The organism is Pulveribacter sp., assembly GCF_032079985.1.
In the GTDB taxonomy this organism is placed as follows: Bacteria; Pseudomonadota; Gammaproteobacteria; order Burkholderiales; family Burkholderiaceae_C; genus Melaminivora.
Genome location: NZ_DAMATK010000003.1, coordinates 97,829 through 113,730, shown reverse-complemented (window position 1 = coordinate 113,730; position 15,902 = coordinate 97,829). Strand labels below are relative to the sequence as shown.

Here is a 15,902-nt window from a genome sequence, read left to right as displayed (position 1 = left end):
GGCTGGCGCCGCGCGCACACGGCGATGCGGCCATCAGGACAGCTTGGCCAGCAAGCGCTGGGCGCGGACCTTCAGGTCGCCCGAGGATTCTGCAATGACCTCTTCGACCAAGGCACGGGCGCCCTCGCTGTCGCCGATGGTGTTGAACTCTTCGGCCAGCGCCAGCTTGGTGGCCAGCGGGTCTTCGGGCAGCGCGTCGGCGGCATGGCTCAGCGGCTGGGCCATGGTGGGGGTCTCTGCGTTGCCCGTGGAGCCCAAGTCCAGCGACAGGTCGCCCAGGTCAAATTCCAGGGTGGAGGCGGCGGTCGTGGACTCCGGCTCGGCAGCCAGAGGCGCGCTGGCAGAGTCCATCAGTGACAGGCCGGCGTCGTCCAGGTCCAGCGGCGAAGGCTCGGTCGGCAGGGCACTGGCGGCCGGCAGCGAGAACTCGATCGGGGCAGGGGCTGAAGCTTCCCACTCGCCACCTGGTAGAGGGGGGGCGGTCAGGTCCATGTCCGGCAGCTCGGGGATGGCGCTGGCAGCCGGGGCCGGGGCGACGGGAGGCTGTGCATTCAGACTGGCGGCCGCGGCGGCGAAGGTGCTGGGCTCGGAAGGGGCCGGAGGTGCCTCATGCAGATCCAGATCCAGATCCAGGTCCAGGTCGGGCAGCACGGACTCGGGCGCGGGATCGATCCGGCGGTCTTCCTGCTCCAGGGTGCTGGCGAAGCTGCTGGCTGCGACGCCCGCAGCGGCGGCGCCGGCGGCTGCCGCACCGATGCCCAAGGCGCCGGCGTGTGCGCCGGGCTGGTACAGGCTGTTGTCCGGGTCCAGCGTGCGGCCCAGGTCGGACACGCGCGTCCAGTCCGGGCCCTGGCCGTTGGTCAGGCGCAGCACGTCACCGGCCGCGGCGGCCAGGGCGCGGTGGTCCTGGCGCTTGGCGTAGATCTCGGCCAGCTTGGCGGGGATGGAGACGCGATCCGGGTAGTGGCGCTGCGCTTCCTTGAGGATTTCCTCGGCCTGCAGGTCGCGGCCATAGGCCAGGTACACGTCGGCCTCGGCCACGGGATCTACGTCGCCACCGGCATCGAGCTGGCTGGGCGAATAGGTCATGGAGGATGAGCCGGTGGTCAGCTCGCTGTTGGCCGTGTCCACGCGCTGCCCGCCGCTGGCGCCGAAGAAGGAGTCGGGCGTCAACCGGCTTTCCATGAAGGAGCTGTCCACGGGGGCGTCGTTGCGGCGCTTTTGCACCACGCGCCAGCCGCCGTAGCCGAGCAGCAGCAGCACGATGGCCAGCGCGCCGCCGGCCATCAGCGGATCGCCGGTCAGAGAGTCAAAGAAGCTGGGTTCTTCGTATGCCGGAGGTGGCGCCGGCGCAGGCTTGGGTGCGGGAGCGGGTGCCGGATCAGGCTCAGGCGCGGACGCCTGCTCGGCCGGGGCGGAGGCCTCGCCCGCGGCCGGTGCGACCGCGTCTGCCGAGGCGGCAGGTGCGGCAACGTCGGCAGCAGAGGCCACCGGCTGGGCCGGCGCAGGTGTGGGCGTCGCCTCATCCGCAGCGGCGGCCGAGGCCGGCAGGCCTGCCGGGGCGGGCACGTTGATGCCCGGTGCAGGGCCCTGCGGAGCCGTGCCGCCACCGGCCGCAGCACTGGCGCTGCCCAGCTGGTTGAGCTCGGAGATGTTCTTGGACAGCTCGGCCATGCGGGCTGCGTTCTGGTCCGCCTGCCGCTCGCGCGCCAGCTGCTCGTCGGCCTTGGCGGTGTTGGCAGCGCCCTTGGACAGGGTCAGCTTGTCGGGAGTGGTGCCCGTGGGGGCCTTGTCCTCGACCTGGGTCTGCACCTTGCCGCTGGCGGAGCGCTCGGCCGCCGCCACCTGGGCGGCGGGGGCGGCATCGGCCAGACGACGGCGGAATTCGTTGAAGTCGCGGCTTTGCGCGGTAACGATGCGGCGGGCCTCGGCCGGGGGCGTGGCCTGGGCATCGCTCTGGCTGGGCATTTGCAGCACCGCGCCGGCACGCAGACGGTTGACGTTGCCGCCGATGAAGGCATCGGGGTTGGCGCGCATCAGTGCGACCAGCATCTGGTCCAGCGACACACCGGACGGGCGATGGGCACTGGCGATGCGGCCGGCAGTGTCGCCAGCGCGCACGGTCACTTCAGCGCCCTCGGCGGTTGCAGCAGGTGCGGCGGCGGGGGCGGCAGCCGGCGGGCGTACCGACACGGGAGCGGCTACAGCGGGTGCCGCCGGCTGGGCGCGCTGCGCGATGGGAGCGGGGGCAGGAGTGCGCGGGGCCTGTACCTGGGGAGCGGCCGTCACGGCAGCGGGCGGGCGGCGCAGCGAGGGCGGGTCCAGCAGCATGGTGTAGCTGCGCACGATGTGGCCCGAACTCCAGTTGGCGTCGATGACCAGATCCACGAAGGGATCGTTAATGGGCTGGGTGCTGCTCAGGCGCAGCACCATGGACCCGTCAGGGCGGCGCTGCAGCTGCACACGCACGGTGTGCGCGGCGGAGGAATATTCCATGCCCTGGGCGCGGAACACCTCGGGGCTGGCCGGCGCCACGCGCAGCGACTCGGCCTCGGCCGGCGTGATTTGCGGCAGGTCGATCTCGGCGCGCAAGGGTTCGCCCAGCGCGGATTGCACATTCAGGCGTCCCAGGGCAAGGGCGCTGGCCTCGGTGGCGTACAGGCCGGCGGACAAGATGGCCGCCGTGGCCAAGGCAGAGAATTTCCAGCGACGCATGGGTGCAACGGGTCGAAGAGGGGAGATTGCCGGGAGAGGCGGGTTTGTTATGGTCATTTCAGGGGCCGCGCCGGCGCGTGAATACATGTAAAAAGCACCATATCAGCAACAGTTTGCACTGACAAGCTAACGGGGTGCGTGGGCTTTCCCGCCCCTGGGGAAAGGGAGGGAAAGCCGTTTTTCATGTTGGTGCGGGACAACGTACGGTAACAGCGCGTATCCATACGTTGCGCGCCCCCGCGGCAGGCGCAGGGCCGCCGGTCATGGCCCGATCAGGGCTGCAGCAGGATGCGCAGCATGCGGCGCAGCGGCTCGGCGGCGCCCCACAGCAACTGGTCGCCGATCACGAAGGCCGAGACGTATTCGGGCCCCATGTTCAGCTTGCGCACCCGGCCTACGCCGACTTCCAGGCCGCCGGTGATGGCGGCGGGGGTGAGTTCCTTCACCGTCAGCGCGCGCTCGTTGGCCACGAACTTCACCCAGGGGTTGCCGCCCCGGATCAGGGTCTCGATCTCGGCCAGAGGCACATCGCGCTTGAGCTTGAGGGTCAGCGCCAGCGAGTGGCAGCGCATGGCGCCGATGCGCACGCACAGGCCGTCGACCGGAATGGGATCAGCCGTGCCCAGGATCTTGTTGACCTCGGCCTGGCCCTTCCACTCTTCCTTGGACTGTCCGTTGTCCAGCTGCGCGTCGATCCAGGGGATCAGGCCGCCGGCCAGGGGCGCGCCGAAGAATTCGGTGGGCACGTCCTCGCGGATGGTCTGGGCGACCTTGCGGTCGATGTCCAGAATGGCCGAGGCGGGCGTGGCCAGCGCATCGGCCACGGCGCCGTGGATCACGCCCATGCCCTTGAGCAGCTCGCGCATGTGGTTGGCGCCGCCGCCGGAGGCCGCCTGGTAGGTCATGGAGCTGACCCACTCGACCACGTCGGCCTTGAACAGCCCGGCCAGGCCCATCAGCAGGATGGAATTGGTGCAATTGCCGCCGATCCAGTTCCTGCCGCCCGCGGCGAGCTTGGTCTTGATGAGGCCCTCGTTGACCGGGTCCAGCACGATGACGGCGTCAGCCTCCATGCGCAGCGCGCTGGCGGCGTCGATCCAGTGGCCATTCCAGCCGCTGGCACGCAGCTGGGGGAACACTTCCTTGGTGTAGTCGCCGCCTTGGCAGGTAATGACGATGTCGCACTTGGACAGCTCGGCAACGTCGTTCGCGTCCTTGAGCTGGGTGTGCGTGCGTGCCATGGCGGGTGCCTTGCCGCCCGCATTGGAGGTGGAGAAGAAGACCGGCTCGATCAGCTCGAAGTCGCCCTCGGCCTGCATGCGGTCCATCAGCACGGAGCCGACCATGCCGCGCCAGCCGACGAGGCCTACCAGTTGCTTGCTCATTTCAATCGCCCTTCAGAAGTTAAGAAAACAGTACGCACGCGACCGGCGGCTGTTTCTCCGGCCCCGGCTCGTCTGGCCAGGGAGGGCGCACGACGATACCGGGACTGGGTCAGCCCTTAATGGTCGTGGTTTTGGTGGAGGTGATGCGGATGGCGCGCTCGCCCAGGCCTGCGGGCAGGCGGTTCAGGGGGAGGGGGCGGGCGGCAAACATCGCGGATCATTGTAGAGGAAGCGGCATTCCTGCCGCTTCCCTCAGGGGACAACGCGCGTTCAGCGCAAGGCGTTGACGACGGCGTCGCCCATTTGCGCGGTGCCCACCTTGGTGGTGCCTGCGCTGTAGATGTCGGGCGTGCGCAGGCCGTCGGCCAGCACCTGCTTGACCGCGCTCTCGATGCGGTCGGCGGCTGCCGCCTGGTTCAGGCTGAAGCGCAGCATCATGGCTGCCGACAGGATGGTGGCCAGCGGGTTGGCCACGCCCTTGCCGGCGATGTCCGGCGCGCTGCCGTGGCTGGGCTCGTACAGGCCCTGCTTCTTGTCGTTCAGCGATGCGGAAGGCAGCATGCCGATGGAGCCGGTGAGCATGGAGGCTTCGTCGGACAGGATGTCGCCGAACATGTTGCCGGTGACGATCACGTCGAAGGCCTTGGGCGCCTTGACCAGCTGCATGGCGGCGTTGTCCACGTACATGTGCTCCAGCTGCACGTCCGGATAGTCCTTGTGCACCTCGGTGACCACGTCCTTCCAGAACTGGAAGGTCTCCAGCACGTTGGCCTTGTCCACGCTGGTCACCTTCTTATTGCGCTTGCGCGCGGCCTCGAAGGCCACGCGGGCGATGCGCTCGATCTCCGGGCGCGAGTAGCGCATGGTGTCGAAGGCCTCTTCAGCGCCGGGAAAGTGCCCGTCTGCGGCGGTGCGGCGGCCGCGCGGCTGGCCGAAGTAGATGTCGCCCGTCAGCTCGCGGATGATGAGGATGTCCAGGCCCGCCACCAGCTCGGGCTTGAGGCTGCTCGCGCCCACCAGCTGCTCGTAGCAGATGGCCGGACGGAAGTTGGCGAACAGGCCCAGGTGCTTGCGCAGGCCCAGGATGGCCTGCTCGGGGCGCAGCGGGCGGTCCAGGGTGTCGTACTTCCAGTCGCCCACGGCGCCGAACAGGATGGCGTCGGACTGGCGCGCCAAATTCAGGGTGGACTCGGGCAGCGGGTGGCCGGCGGCCTCGTAGGCGGCGCCGCCCACGGGGGCGGTCTGCATTTCCAGGCCCAGTTGCAGGGCGTCGAGCACCTTGACGGCCTCGGCGATGATTTCTGGGCCGATGCCGTCACCCGGCAGGACTGCGATCTTCATGCTTGTTTACTCTCTGACTGATAGCTGCCCGCGCTTGCCCAGCAAGCGTTTGAGGCTGTTTTTGCTTGAAATGCCTCACGAGGCCATGGTATGCGCCAGCCAGGGCTTGGTGGCCAGGCGCTCGGCCTCGAAGGCGGCGATCTTGTCCTTATGGCGCAGCGTCAGGCCGATGTCGTCGTAGCCGCCCAGCAGGCAGTACTTGCGGAAGGCGTTGACCTCGAACGGGATCTCCTGGCCCTGCGGCTGCACGATGACCTGGCGCTCCAGGTCCACCGTCAGCTCGTAGCCGGGGAAGGCGAAGACCTCGCTGAACAGGCGGTCCACCGTCGCTTCAGGCAGCACGATGGGCAGCAGGCCGTTCTTGAAGCAGTTGTTGAAGAAGATGTCGGCGAAGCTGGGCGCAATGATGGTGCGAAAGCCGTACTGCGCCAGCGCCCAGGGCGCATGCTCGCGGCTGGACCCGCAGCCGAAGTTCTGCCGCGCCAGCAGGATGCTGGCGCCTTGGTAGCGCGGCTGGTTCAGCACGAAGTCGGGGTTGGGCTTGCGCTGCTCTTGCGGCACGCCGGGCTCGCCCTTGTCCAGGTAACGCCACTCGTCGAACAGGTTGGGGCCGAAACCGGTCTTCTTGATCGATTTCAGGAACTGCTTGGGGATGATGGCGTCGGTGTCGACGTTCTCGCGGTCCATGGGGGCGACCAGGCCCTTGTGAATGGTGAATTGCTGCATGGGGACTGGCTTACTTGGAAATTTCCTGGATCTTCTCGCCGGCTTTCTCGATGCCGCGCCCGGTGGCGTCGCCGGCCTTCTCCAGCCCGCGGCCGGTGGCCTGGCCCGCACGCTCGATGCCGCGGCCGGCCGTCTGGCCCACGTCGCGCGCGTCCTGCTTGACGGCCGTCCAGGTGTTGCAGCCGGCGAGGGCGGCGGTGGCAAAGCCGGCCAGCAGCAAGGAGTTCAGAGCTTTCATGGTGGTTCTCCGATCAGGTGGGTTGAGTCAGGCGAATTGGCGGATATCGACGAAATGGCCGTGGACGGCGGCGGCTGCCGCCATGGCCGGGCTGACCAGGTGGGTGCGCCCGCCCGCGCCCTGGCGGCCTTCGAAGTTGCGGTTGGAGGTGGAGGCGCAGCGCTCGCCCGGCTCCAGCCGGTCGGCGTTCATGGCCAGGCACATGGAGCAGCCCGGCTCGCGCCACTCGAAGCCGGCGGCCTCGAAGATCTTGTCCAGACCTTCGGCCTCGGCCTGCTCCTTGACCAGGCCCGAGCCCGGCACGACCATGGCCAGCTTGACGCTGGGCGCCACCTTGCGGCCCAGCCTGCGGACCACGGCGGCGGCCTCGCGCATGTCCTCGATGCGGCTGTTGGTGCAGCTGCCGATGAAGACCTTGTCCACGAAGATGTCTTGAATGGGCTTGCCGGGCTGCAGATTCATGTAGGTCAGCGCGCGCTCCATGGCGCCGCGCTTCGTGGCGTCCTTTTCCTTGTCGGGGTCGGGCACGCGCGCGTCCACGCCCAGCACCATCTCGGGGCTGGTGCCCCAGGTGACCTGGGGCACGATGTCCTCGGCACGCAGCTCGACCACGGCGTCGAACTTCGCATCCGCATCGGAGTGCAGCGTCTTCCAATAGGCGACGGCCTGGTCCCATTCCAGGCCGGTGGGCGCCAGCGGCCGGCCGCGCACGTACTCGATGGTCTTGTCGTCCACGGCCACCAGGCCGGCGCGGGCGCCGGCCTCGATAGCCATGTTGCAGACCGTCATGCGGCCTTCCATGGACAGGTCGCGGATCGCCTGGCCGGCGAACTCGATGGTGTAGCCCGTGCCGCCGGCCGTGCCGATCTTGCCGATGATGGCCAGCACGATGTCCTTGGCGGTGATGCCGGGCGCGGCGCGGCCATCCACTCTGACCAGCATGTTCTTGGCCTTCTTGGCCAGCAGCGTCTGGGTGGCCATGACGTGCTCGACTTCGGACGTGCCGATGCCGTGGGCCAGCGCGCCGAACGCGCCGTGGGTGCTGGTGTGGCTGTCGCCGCAGACGACGGTCATGCCCGGCAGCGTGGCGCCGTTTTCCGGGCCGATGACGTGCACGATGCCCTGGCGCCGGCTCATGAACGGGAAGAACGCGGCCGCGCCGTGCTCGGCGATGTTCTTGTCCAGCGTGACGATCTGCTCGCGGCTGATGGGGTCGGCGATGCCGTCATAGCCCCGCTCCCAGCCCGTGGTGGGCGTGTTGTGGTCGGCCGTGGCGACGATGGAGCTGGTGCGCCAGACCTTGCGGCCCGCCTCGCGCAGGCCCTCGAAGGCCTGCGGGCTGGTGACCTCGTGCACCAGGTGCCGGTCGATGTAGAGCACGGCCGTGCCGTCCTCTTCGGTGTGGACGACGTGCTCGTCGAAGATCTTGTCGTACAGGGTGCGTCCCATGGCGGTCTCGTCTCGTGGGTTGGGGATGGGTAGGGAAATTCTAGGAAGCCGCCGCCGCCGGCGCCAGGTGCTCGGCCAGCAGTCGGGCGGTGACGGGCAGGGCGGCGAAGTCGCGCGCCACCAGCGCCAGCTCGCGCCGCGCCCAGGGTTCGTCGAGCGGCACGGCCGCCAGCCGGCCCACGCCCTGCAGCAGCGCAAAGGCCCGGCCGGGCACCAGGCCCACGCCCAGGCCGTTGTCGATCATGCGGCACATGGCGTCCAGCCCGGTGACCTGGATGCGCTGGCGCAGCGGCAGGCCGGCCTGCGCGGCGGCGGCGCGCATGGCCAGGCTGATGGAGCTGCCGGCATGCAGGCCGACGATGTCGCACTGCAGCACGTCGCCAAAACCCAGCGTCTCGCGTCCGGCCAGCGAGTGGCCCTGCGGCACGACGACCACCAGCTCGTCCACGCGGTAGGTGCGGCCCTGCAGGCCGTGCTCGGCCACGGCGGCGGGGATGTGGCAGATGCCCAGATCGGCGGCGCCCTCGCGCACGGCGTGCAGCACGGCGGGCGACAGGTGCTCCTGCAGGTCGATCTTGATCTGGCTGTGGGTGCGGGCAAAGGCGCCCAGGTCCTCAGGCAGAAACTGCACGATGGCCGAGATGTTGGCGTGCACACGCACGTGGCCGCGCACACCGCCGGCGTATTCGGACAGCTCGCCCTGCATGCGCTCCAGCCCGAACAGCACGTTGCGCGCGTGGTGCAGCAGGCTCTCGCCGGCAGGCGTCAGCGTCACGCCGCGGCTGTGGCGGTACAAGAGCGCCGTGCCCACGGCAGCCTCCAGGTCCGACAGCCGCTTGCTCACGGCCGAGGCGGCAATGAACTCCTGCTGCGCCGCGCGGCCGATGCTGCCCAGTTCGCAGACGGCGACGAACAGCTGCAATGAGGTCAGGTCGATACGGCGCGCAAAACTGCGCTCGGAGCTTTTCATCAGGGGTATCTGGGCTTCTCGTTTGGAGAAGCAAGGCCTGCATTGTCCCCTGTGTATGGCGTTTTAGCCATCGTTAACCGCGATGGGTGCCTGTCGCCAGGCGTGCGGTCGAAGTGGGTTGCTACAAAAGGAAGAGCTGCCAGCGCTTGCTGCATAAGCGCTGGAGCCTGTTTTGACTGGATCTCTACAGCGTCACGGTGTCGCCGTGCTCCGGCACCTCGGCGGGCCAGCCCAGCTCGCGCTCGATGCGCTGGCGCAGCATGTCGGCCGCGGGCAGCTCGCCATGCACCGCGTACACGCGGCGCGGCGTGGCGGGCATGGCGCGCAGCCAGTCCAGTACCTGGCTGCCGTCGGCATGGGCCGATGCCGTGGCCAGCTGCACCACTTCGGCGCGTATTTCCACCTCGCGCCCGAGGATGCGGATGCTCTTCTCGGCTTTGGCGATGCGCGCGCCGCGCGTGCCGCCGGCCTGGTGGCCGGTCAGCACGATCATGTTGCGATGGTCGCCCGCGTGCAGCTGCAGGTGGTGCAGCACGCGCCCGCCCGTGGCCATGCCGCTGGCAGACAGGATGATGCGCGGCCCGTGCAGGCGCGCCAGGGCCTTGGACTCCTCCACGCTGTGCACCAGCGTGGTGCCGCGCGCCATGGCGTGCAGGTCGGCGCGGCTCAGCCTGTGCTCGCCCACGTGGGCCTCGAACAGTTCGGTGGTGCTCACGGCCATGGGGCTGTCCAGGTACACGGGCAGGCGCGCCGGCAGATCGCCGCGCGCTTTCAGCTGGGCGATGGCGTGCAGCACCGCTTGCGCCCGCCCCACGGCGAAGACCGGCACCACGGCCACCCCGCCGCGCGCGGCCAGGCGCGCCAGGGCCGGGCCCAGCTCGTCCAGCACCGATCCCGGCGGGTGGCTGCGGTCGCCGTAGGTCGATTCGACGAGCACCGTATCGGCGTCCGGCGGCGCGTCGGGGGCGCGCATCAGCAGGTCGTCGGGGCGGCCCAGGTCGCCCGAGAACAGGATGCGCCGCCCGGCCACCTCCAGCAGGATGCTGGCCGCGCCCAGGATGTGGCCGGCACGCGTGAACGTGGCGCGCCAGCCGGGCAGGGGCTCGAAGGATGTGTGTGCGGGCTGCGTGCGCAGCAGCGCCAGGCTGTGCTGCGCGTCCAGGCGCGTGTACATCGGCAGCGCGGGCTCGTGCTTGCTCAGGTGGTGGCGGTTGAGGTAGGCCGCCTCTTCCTCCTGCAGGTGGCCACTGTCGGGCAGCAGGATGGCGCACAGCTCGCGCGTGCCGGGGGTACAGAAGACGGGCCCGCCGAAGCCGCCCGTGGCCAGCAGCGGCAGATAGCCCGAATGGTCCAGGTGGGCGTGGGTGAGCAGCACGGCGTCGATCTCGTACGGCGCCACCGGCAGCGGCCGCCAGTTGCGCTGGCGCAGCAACTTGTAGCCCTGGAACAGCCCGCAGTCCACGAGCAGCGCCTGGCCGCCGTGGCGCACGAGGTACTTGGAGCCGGTGACGGTGCCGGCACCGCCGAGGAAGGTGATGCTGACGCTCATGGGCGCTCTCCCGTGGTCGATGGCTGGCCTAGCGTAGCAGCTGTCCGTTGGCGGGCTGTGCCCGGAGGGCCGAGGTCTTTGCGATCGCTCAACGTCCAGCGCAGCACCTCGCTCTCACAGTCCAAGCTCTTCGGCCAGCGCGTCCATGCGGCGACTCACCGCCGCGTCCATGGCCATGGGGCGGCCCCACTCGCGCTGGGTCTCACCGGGCCACTTGTTGGTGGCGTCCAGCCCCATCTTGCTGCCCAGGCCGGCCACGGGCGAGGCGAAGTCCAGGTAGTCGATGGGCGTGTTCTCCACCAGCATGGTGTCGCGCACCGGGTCCATGCGCGTGGTCATGGCCCACAGCACGTCGGACCAATTACGCGCGTCCACGTCCTCGTCCACGACGATGATGAACTTGGTGTACAGGAACTGCCTCAGGTGACTCCACACGCCCATCATCACGCGCCGCGCGTGGCCGGCGTAGGCCTTTTTGATGCGCACCACGGCCAGGCGGTAGCTGCAGGCCTCGGGCGGCAGGTAGAAGTCCAGGATCTCGGGAAAGGCGCGCTGGATCAGCGGCACGAACAGCTCGCCCAGCGCCAGTCCCAGCATGGCCGGCTCGTCGGGTGGCTTGGCCGTATAGGTGCTGTGGTACAGCGCGCCCTCGCGCCGGGTGATGCGCTCCACCGTCAGCACGGGGAATTCGGCGCGCTCGTTGTAGTAGCCGGTGTGGTCGCCGTAGGGGCCTTCCCAAGCATGGCGCCAGCCGCTGGCGTGATCCGCGTCGGGGTGGATGTGGCCCTCCAGCACGATCTCGGCGCGCGCCGGCACTTGCAGTGGCACACCGATGGCGGCGGCCACCTCGGTGCGCGCGCCGCGCAGCAGGCCGGCGAACTGGTATTCGGACAGGCTGTCGGGCACGGGCGTGACGGCGCCAAGCAGGGTGGCCGGGTCCGCACCGATAGCCACGGCCACCGGGTAGGGCTGACCGGGGTGCCGGCGGCAGTGCTCGGCAAAGTCCAGCGCGCCGCCGCGGTGCGCCAGCCAGCGCACGATCAGCTCGTTTCTGGACAGCAGTTGCTGGCGGTAGATCCCCAGGTTCTGCCGCGGCTTGTCCGGTCCGCGCGTGATGGTCAGGCCCCAGGTGACGAGCGGCGCCACGTCGCCCGGCCAGCAGTGCTGGATGGGCAGCTGGTGCAGGTCCACGTCGCTGCCCTCCTGCACGATCTGCTGGCAGGGCGGGCGGCGCACCACGGCCGGGGCCATGCTCCACAGCGTCTTGAGCAGGTCGCGCCGACCCCACAGCTCGCGCATGCCGCGCGGCGGCTCGGGCTCCTTGAGCTGCGCCAGCACCTCGCCCAGGGCGCGTATCTCGGGCAAGCCGGCCACGCCCAGCGCCCGGGCCACGCGCGCCGGCGTGCCGAACAGGTTGGTCAGCACCGGCATGGCGTGGCCGGTGGGGCGCTCGAACAAGAGGGCCGGGCCGCCAGCGCGCAGCACGCGGTCGCTCAGCGCCGTCATCTCCAGGTGGGGCGAGACCGGCGCGGCGATGCGGCGCAGCTCGCCGCCGGCCTCCAGTTGGGCCAGAAAGCCGCGCAGGTCGTCGTAGGGCATGCTTTTGGGGTTATGAGTGAAATACGGCTCCAGCGCTTATGCAGAAAGCGTTGGCAGCTATCAATTCAGGAGTAGGCCGCCGCGCCCACGGGCGGCAGGCCCTGCCAGCGCGGCGCCAGCTCGTGCGCCAGGCCCAGCAGGTCCAGCACGCGGGCCACGCTGTGGTCCACCACCTCGCCCACGCTGGTGGGGCGCTGGTAGAAGGCGGGCATGGGCGGGCAGACGATGGCGCCCATCTCGGTCACCGTGGCCATGTTGCGCAGGTGCACCAGGTGCAGGGGCGACTCGCGCGCCAGCAGCACCAGGCGGCGGCGCTCTTTGAGCGTGACGTCGGCCGCGCGCGTGAGCAGGTTGTCCGCCAGGCCGTGGGCGATGGCCGCCAGCGTGCGCATGGAGCACGGCGCCACCACCATGGCGTGGGCGGCGAACGAGCCGCTGGCGATGCTGGCGCCCACGTTGTCCAGGTCGTGCACCACGTCGGCCAGGGCGCGCACGGCGGGCGGCTCCAGGTCCAGCTCGTGCTGCAGGTTGCGCCAGCCGGCGCCGGAGACGACCAGGTGGCTTTCCACGGCGGGCAGCTCGCGCAGCACCTGCAGCAGGCGCGCGCCATACACAGCGCCGCTGGCGCCCGAGATGCCGACGATGATGCGGCGCGGTTCAGCGCTGCTCGTCATGGACGGTTCCTAAAGGGTGGGCCTGCAGGTCGGCCTCGATGTGGGCCAGCACCTCGGCCGCCTGCTGCGGGTCGAAGTCCTGGTGGGTGCGCTTTTTCACGCCGCGCTCGTGCAGGCGGTAGTGGCGCGCGGGGGCAACGCCGTGGCGCGCCAGGCTGCTCTTCACGCAGACCAGCGGGCAGCCGTCCAGGGCGATGATGTCGCGGCCGCTCTTGGCCAGCTTGACCAGCTTGGGCACATCGCCGCCCACGCCGGCGATGCACGACATCTCGGCCACGCCGCGCCGGTCCATCTGCACGGCCACGTGGTTGGCCAGCTGCGCGGCGCTGGAGCAGCCGGAGCAGGAGTAGACCAGCGGCAGCGGGGCGTCGCCCTCGTCTGCGTCGGCACTCATGGCCGCGCTCCGAACACTGCCGACAGCGAGGGCAGGCGCGGCAGGCGGCGCGCCAGCTCGGGGGCGCGGCGCTCCAGCACGGCGCGCGGCGACCAGTGGCGCGGGTCCAGCACAGGCAGCTCCAGCGCGTCCAGGGCGTTCTTGACCACCAGGCCCAGCTCGGTGTCGCCCTCCATCACCAGGCGGCGGCTGAAGAACAGCGTGTCCGGGTCCTGGCGGCGCTGGGCCAGCAGCACGAAGTCCTGCGCATTGGCGCTGATGGCCAGGTCGGGCGCAGCCTGCGGCGCGCTGGGCATAAAGCGCTGACCGGTGCAGGTGAAGTCAAACGCCACGCCCGCGTCGCGCACGCGGATCGACAGGCGCTTGCCCGCCAGCAGCGCGTGCACGTCCTGCGGCAGGTGGCGCGCCAGCGCCAGGTTGATGGCCGCCACCAGCAGCACCGAGCCCGGGTACGCCGGCAGGCGCGACAGGGCGGCGCCCACGGGGCGGGGCAGGGTGTAGGGCGGGGGCAGGGCTTGCATGGCGGAGCTCGACTAAAAAAGGGGACAAAAGGCGTTCAGGCGGCGGCGGAGGAGACCAGCTCCAGGCCCGGTCGGCCGTGCCAGTAGCCGTTGCACGGCGCCTCGGGCATGAAGGGGCGCAGGCTCGTCGCCGGCGCGGCCTGGCCGCTGCGGCGCGCGGCATCGAAGGCGGCGATCACTTGCTGCATGCCGCTGGACTGCGGGCTCAGGCGCAGCACGTCCACGCCCAGCGCCTGCAGTTGCGGGATTTCGCCCAGCAGGCTGTGCACGCGCGCCGACTGGGTCTGCGTGCCGTTGAGCACCAAGAAGGCTTCGGCCTCGCGCGTGGCCAGCAGCTGGCCGTCGGGGTGCTCCAGGCAGGCGAAGCCGCAGTCGTCCTTGGGCCGGTTGTAGTGGCGCGCCGTGAAGCAGCGCGACGAGAAAGCCAGCGGCAGGCGGCCATAGGCGAACACCTCCACCTGCAGCCCGGCGGGGCGCTGCTGCAGCAGCGCGGCCAGGTCGTCCCGGCACATCTCTACCGGCGCCACCCAGCGGCAGGCGCCCAGCTCGGCCATCCAGGCCACCGACTCGGCGTTGAACAGGTTGAGCTGCGCACCGGCGACGAAGGGCTGCCGGCCGGTGAGGTTGTGCACGGCGCCCATGTCGCCGGCCTCCACCAGGAAGCTGCCGTTGCGCGCCAGCTTGTGCATCTGCGCCACCTCGGCGGTGGACTCCAGCAGCACCTGGGTGGACAGCACGGCCTGCTTGCCCGCGTCCTGCAGCATGCGGGCGATGTCCAGCCAGTCGTCCTGGCGCAGCTCGTGCCGGCGCGAGCAGACGGTCTCGCCCAGGTAGACGATGTCCAGCGGCGCCTCGGCCATGGCTTGGTAGAAATCAAAGACAGTCTCGCGCGGCCAGTAGTACTGCAGCGGTCCTAAAGCTAGCTTCATCGCAGGATTTCCCATGTTCAAGTAGTGCAGTGCATGCGGCGCGCCGCAGGCCGGCCGATGCTGCGTAAGAGGCGCAACGTTTGCCACCGGCGCGTGGCAGGCCAGCAGATGCCGCGCAAGGGCCGCCCCGCCGCGCTGGTGTCGTCCCCCTTCCCGGAGCGCGCAGCGCGTAGAGAGAAGGGGGAAGCCGCGCAGCCGCCCAGGGGGGTGCCCGTCATTTCCAGGGCCGGTGGTAGGCGCCCAGCGTGTGCTGCTGCCCCTCCGCCACCTGGTCCAGGCTGGCCATCCAGGCCGTTTTGGGCGCGTACAGGTGGCCCTGGGCCATGCAGTGGTCGATGGCCTCGCGCCAGACCTTGGTGACCTGCGCCACGTAGGCAGGGCTGCGCTGACGGCCTTCGATCTTGAAGGCGCGCACGCCCATCTTCACCAGCTGGGGCAGCAGCTCCAGGGTGTTCAGGCTGGTGGGCTCTTCCAGGGCGTAGTAGTTGGTCTCGCCGCCCACGTCGAAGCGGCCCTTGCACAGCGTGGGGTAGCCGGCGTTCTCGCCCGTCCCGTAGCGGTCGATGAGCACGCCGTTCAGGCGCGACTCCAGGCCGGCAGGCGTCTCCTGCCAGCGCACGGCCTTGGCAGGCGAGCACACGCCGTGGGTGTTGGGCGACTCGCCGGTGGCGTAGGACGACAGGGCGCAGCGCCCCTCGACCATCACGCACAAGCTGCCGAAGCCGAAGACCTCGATTTCCACATCCGTGCGCTGCACCACCTGGCGCACCTGCTCGATGGACAGCACGCGCGGCAGCACGGCACGCTGGATGCCGAACTGCTGGCGATAGAAGTTGATGGCGTCGTGGTTGGTGGCCGAGCCCTGCACCGACAGGTGCAGGCGCAGCTGTGGGTGCCGCTCGCAGGCATAGCGCATCAGGCCCGGGTCGGCCAGGATGACGGCATCCACGCCCCACAGCGCGGCGCGGTCCAGCGCCGCGCGCCAGGGTGCGGGGTCGCGCGCCTGCGGATAGGTGTTGAGCGCCAACAGGACCTTGCGGCCGCGCTCGTGGGCGTAGGCGATGCCGGTCTGTATGGCCGCCTCGTCGAAGTTCAGCCCGGCGAAGTTGCGCGCGTTGGTGGCGTCGCGCAGGCCCAGGTAGACGCAGTCGGCGCCGTGGTCGATGGCGGCCTTCAGTGCGGGCAGGCTGCCGGCGGGGCAGACCAGTTCGGGGGCGATGGCGGGCGAGGGCGCCTGGGGCGCAGGGGCGGGAGTGGAAGTCACGGGCAGTCGGTCCTGGCAGGCGGCCTGGGGGCTGACGGTGCGCCCGGCCACATACAAGCCGTGCACCTTAGGCCGCGCCCGCCGGCGCGCCGCTGACCTGCATCAACCGCCGGGCTTTAAACCTGAGGAAAACGCTGGGGTTTGATCC

At 70.0% G+C, this 15,902-nt stretch carries 14 protein-coding genes; all 14 read right to left on the bottom strand.

Annotation, left to right across the window (positions count from 1 at the left end; translation table 11 throughout):
* Positions 1 to 33 precede the first annotated feature (33 nt).
* A complete protein-coding gene (locus RT282_RS11740) occupies positions 34 to 2,715 on the bottom strand; it encodes a FimV/HubP family polar landmark protein (protein ID WP_313314263.1) in 2,682 nt (893 codons plus the stop codon).
* A 272-nt stretch (positions 2,716 to 2,987) separates the two neighbouring features.
* A complete protein-coding gene (asd, locus tag RT282_RS11735) occupies positions 2,988 to 4,100 on the bottom strand; it encodes an aspartate-semialdehyde dehydrogenase (RefSeq protein WP_313314261.1) in 1,113 nt (370 codons plus the stop codon).
* Between the two features lie 270 nt (positions 4,101 to 4,370).
* Positions 4,371 to 5,441: a 3-isopropylmalate dehydrogenase gene (leuB, locus tag RT282_RS11730; protein WP_313079830.1), complete on the bottom strand. Its 1,071-nt coding sequence runs from the start codon at positions 5,439 to 5,441 to the stop codon at positions 4,371 to 4,373.
* Between the two features lie 75 nt (positions 5,442 to 5,516).
* Positions 5,517 to 6,167: a 3-isopropylmalate dehydratase small subunit gene (gene leuD / locus RT282_RS11725; RefSeq protein ID WP_312760264.1), complete on the bottom strand. Its 651-nt coding sequence runs from the start codon at positions 6,165 to 6,167 to the stop codon at positions 5,517 to 5,519.
* 10 nt (positions 6,168 to 6,177) lie between these two features.
* Positions 6,178 to 6,405 (bottom strand): hypothetical protein, encoded by a 228-nt coding sequence (locus RT282_RS11720; RefSeq protein ID WP_312303477.1) that lies wholly within the window; start codon positions 6,403 to 6,405, stop codon positions 6,178 to 6,180.
* A 27-nt stretch (positions 6,406 to 6,432) separates the two neighbouring features.
* Positions 6,433 to 7,854, bottom strand: a complete 1,422-nt coding sequence (gene leuC, locus RT282_RS11715; RefSeq protein ID WP_313314257.1) for a 3-isopropylmalate dehydratase large subunit — start codon at positions 7,852 to 7,854, stop codon at positions 6,433 to 6,435.
* Between the two features lie 40 nt (positions 7,855 to 7,894).
* The gene (locus RT282_RS11710) at positions 7,895 to 8,824 is read right to left on the bottom strand and encodes a LysR family transcriptional regulator (RefSeq protein ID WP_313314255.1); all 930 of its coding nucleotides are present in this window, start codon (positions 8,822 to 8,824) and stop codon (positions 7,895 to 7,897) included.
* A 184-nt stretch (positions 8,825 to 9,008) separates the two neighbouring features.
* Entirely contained in the window at positions 9,009 to 10,373 is a 1,365-nt protein-coding gene (locus RT282_RS11705; RefSeq protein WP_313314253.1) for an MBL fold metallo-hydrolase, read from the bottom strand.
* Positions 10,374 to 10,487: 114 nt separating this feature from the next.
* Positions 10,488 to 11,972: a 4-hydroxy-3-polyprenylbenzoate decarboxylase gene (gene ubiD / locus RT282_RS11700; RefSeq protein WP_313314250.1), complete on the bottom strand. Its 1,485-nt coding sequence runs from the start codon at positions 11,970 to 11,972 to the stop codon at positions 10,488 to 10,490.
* A gap of 65 nt (positions 11,973 to 12,037) precedes the next feature.
* Positions 12,038 to 12,646 (bottom strand): UbiX family flavin prenyltransferase, encoded by a 609-nt coding sequence (locus tag RT282_RS11695; protein WP_313314247.1) that lies wholly within the window; start codon positions 12,644 to 12,646, stop codon positions 12,038 to 12,040.
* A complete protein-coding gene (locus RT282_RS11690; protein ID WP_313314243.1) occupies positions 12,630 to 13,040 on the bottom strand; it encodes a putative zinc-binding protein in 411 nt (136 codons plus the stop codon). Before RT282_RS11690 ends, RT282_RS11695 begins: the two co-directional genes overlap by 17 nt.
* Positions 13,037 to 13,561 carry an SCP2 domain-containing protein gene (locus tag RT282_RS11685; protein ID WP_313314240.1) on the bottom strand — a complete coding sequence of 175 codons (525 nt, stop codon included), beginning with the start codon at positions 13,559 to 13,561 and terminating at the stop codon, positions 13,037 to 13,039. Before RT282_RS11685 ends, RT282_RS11690 begins: the two co-directional genes overlap by 4 nt.
* 35 nt (positions 13,562 to 13,596) lie before the next feature.
* On the bottom strand, positions 13,597 to 14,490 hold the full coding sequence (locus RT282_RS11680) for a U32 family peptidase (protein WP_313314237.1): 894 nt from the start codon (positions 14,488 to 14,490) through the stop codon (positions 13,597 to 13,599).
* Between the two features lie 214 nt (positions 14,491 to 14,704).
* Positions 14,705 to 15,754 carry a peptidase U32 family protein gene (locus RT282_RS11675; RefSeq protein ID WP_313314234.1) on the bottom strand — a complete coding sequence of 350 codons (1,050 nt, stop codon included), beginning with the start codon at positions 15,752 to 15,754 and terminating at the stop codon, positions 14,705 to 14,707.
* Positions 15,755 to 15,902: the final 148 nt, after the last annotated feature.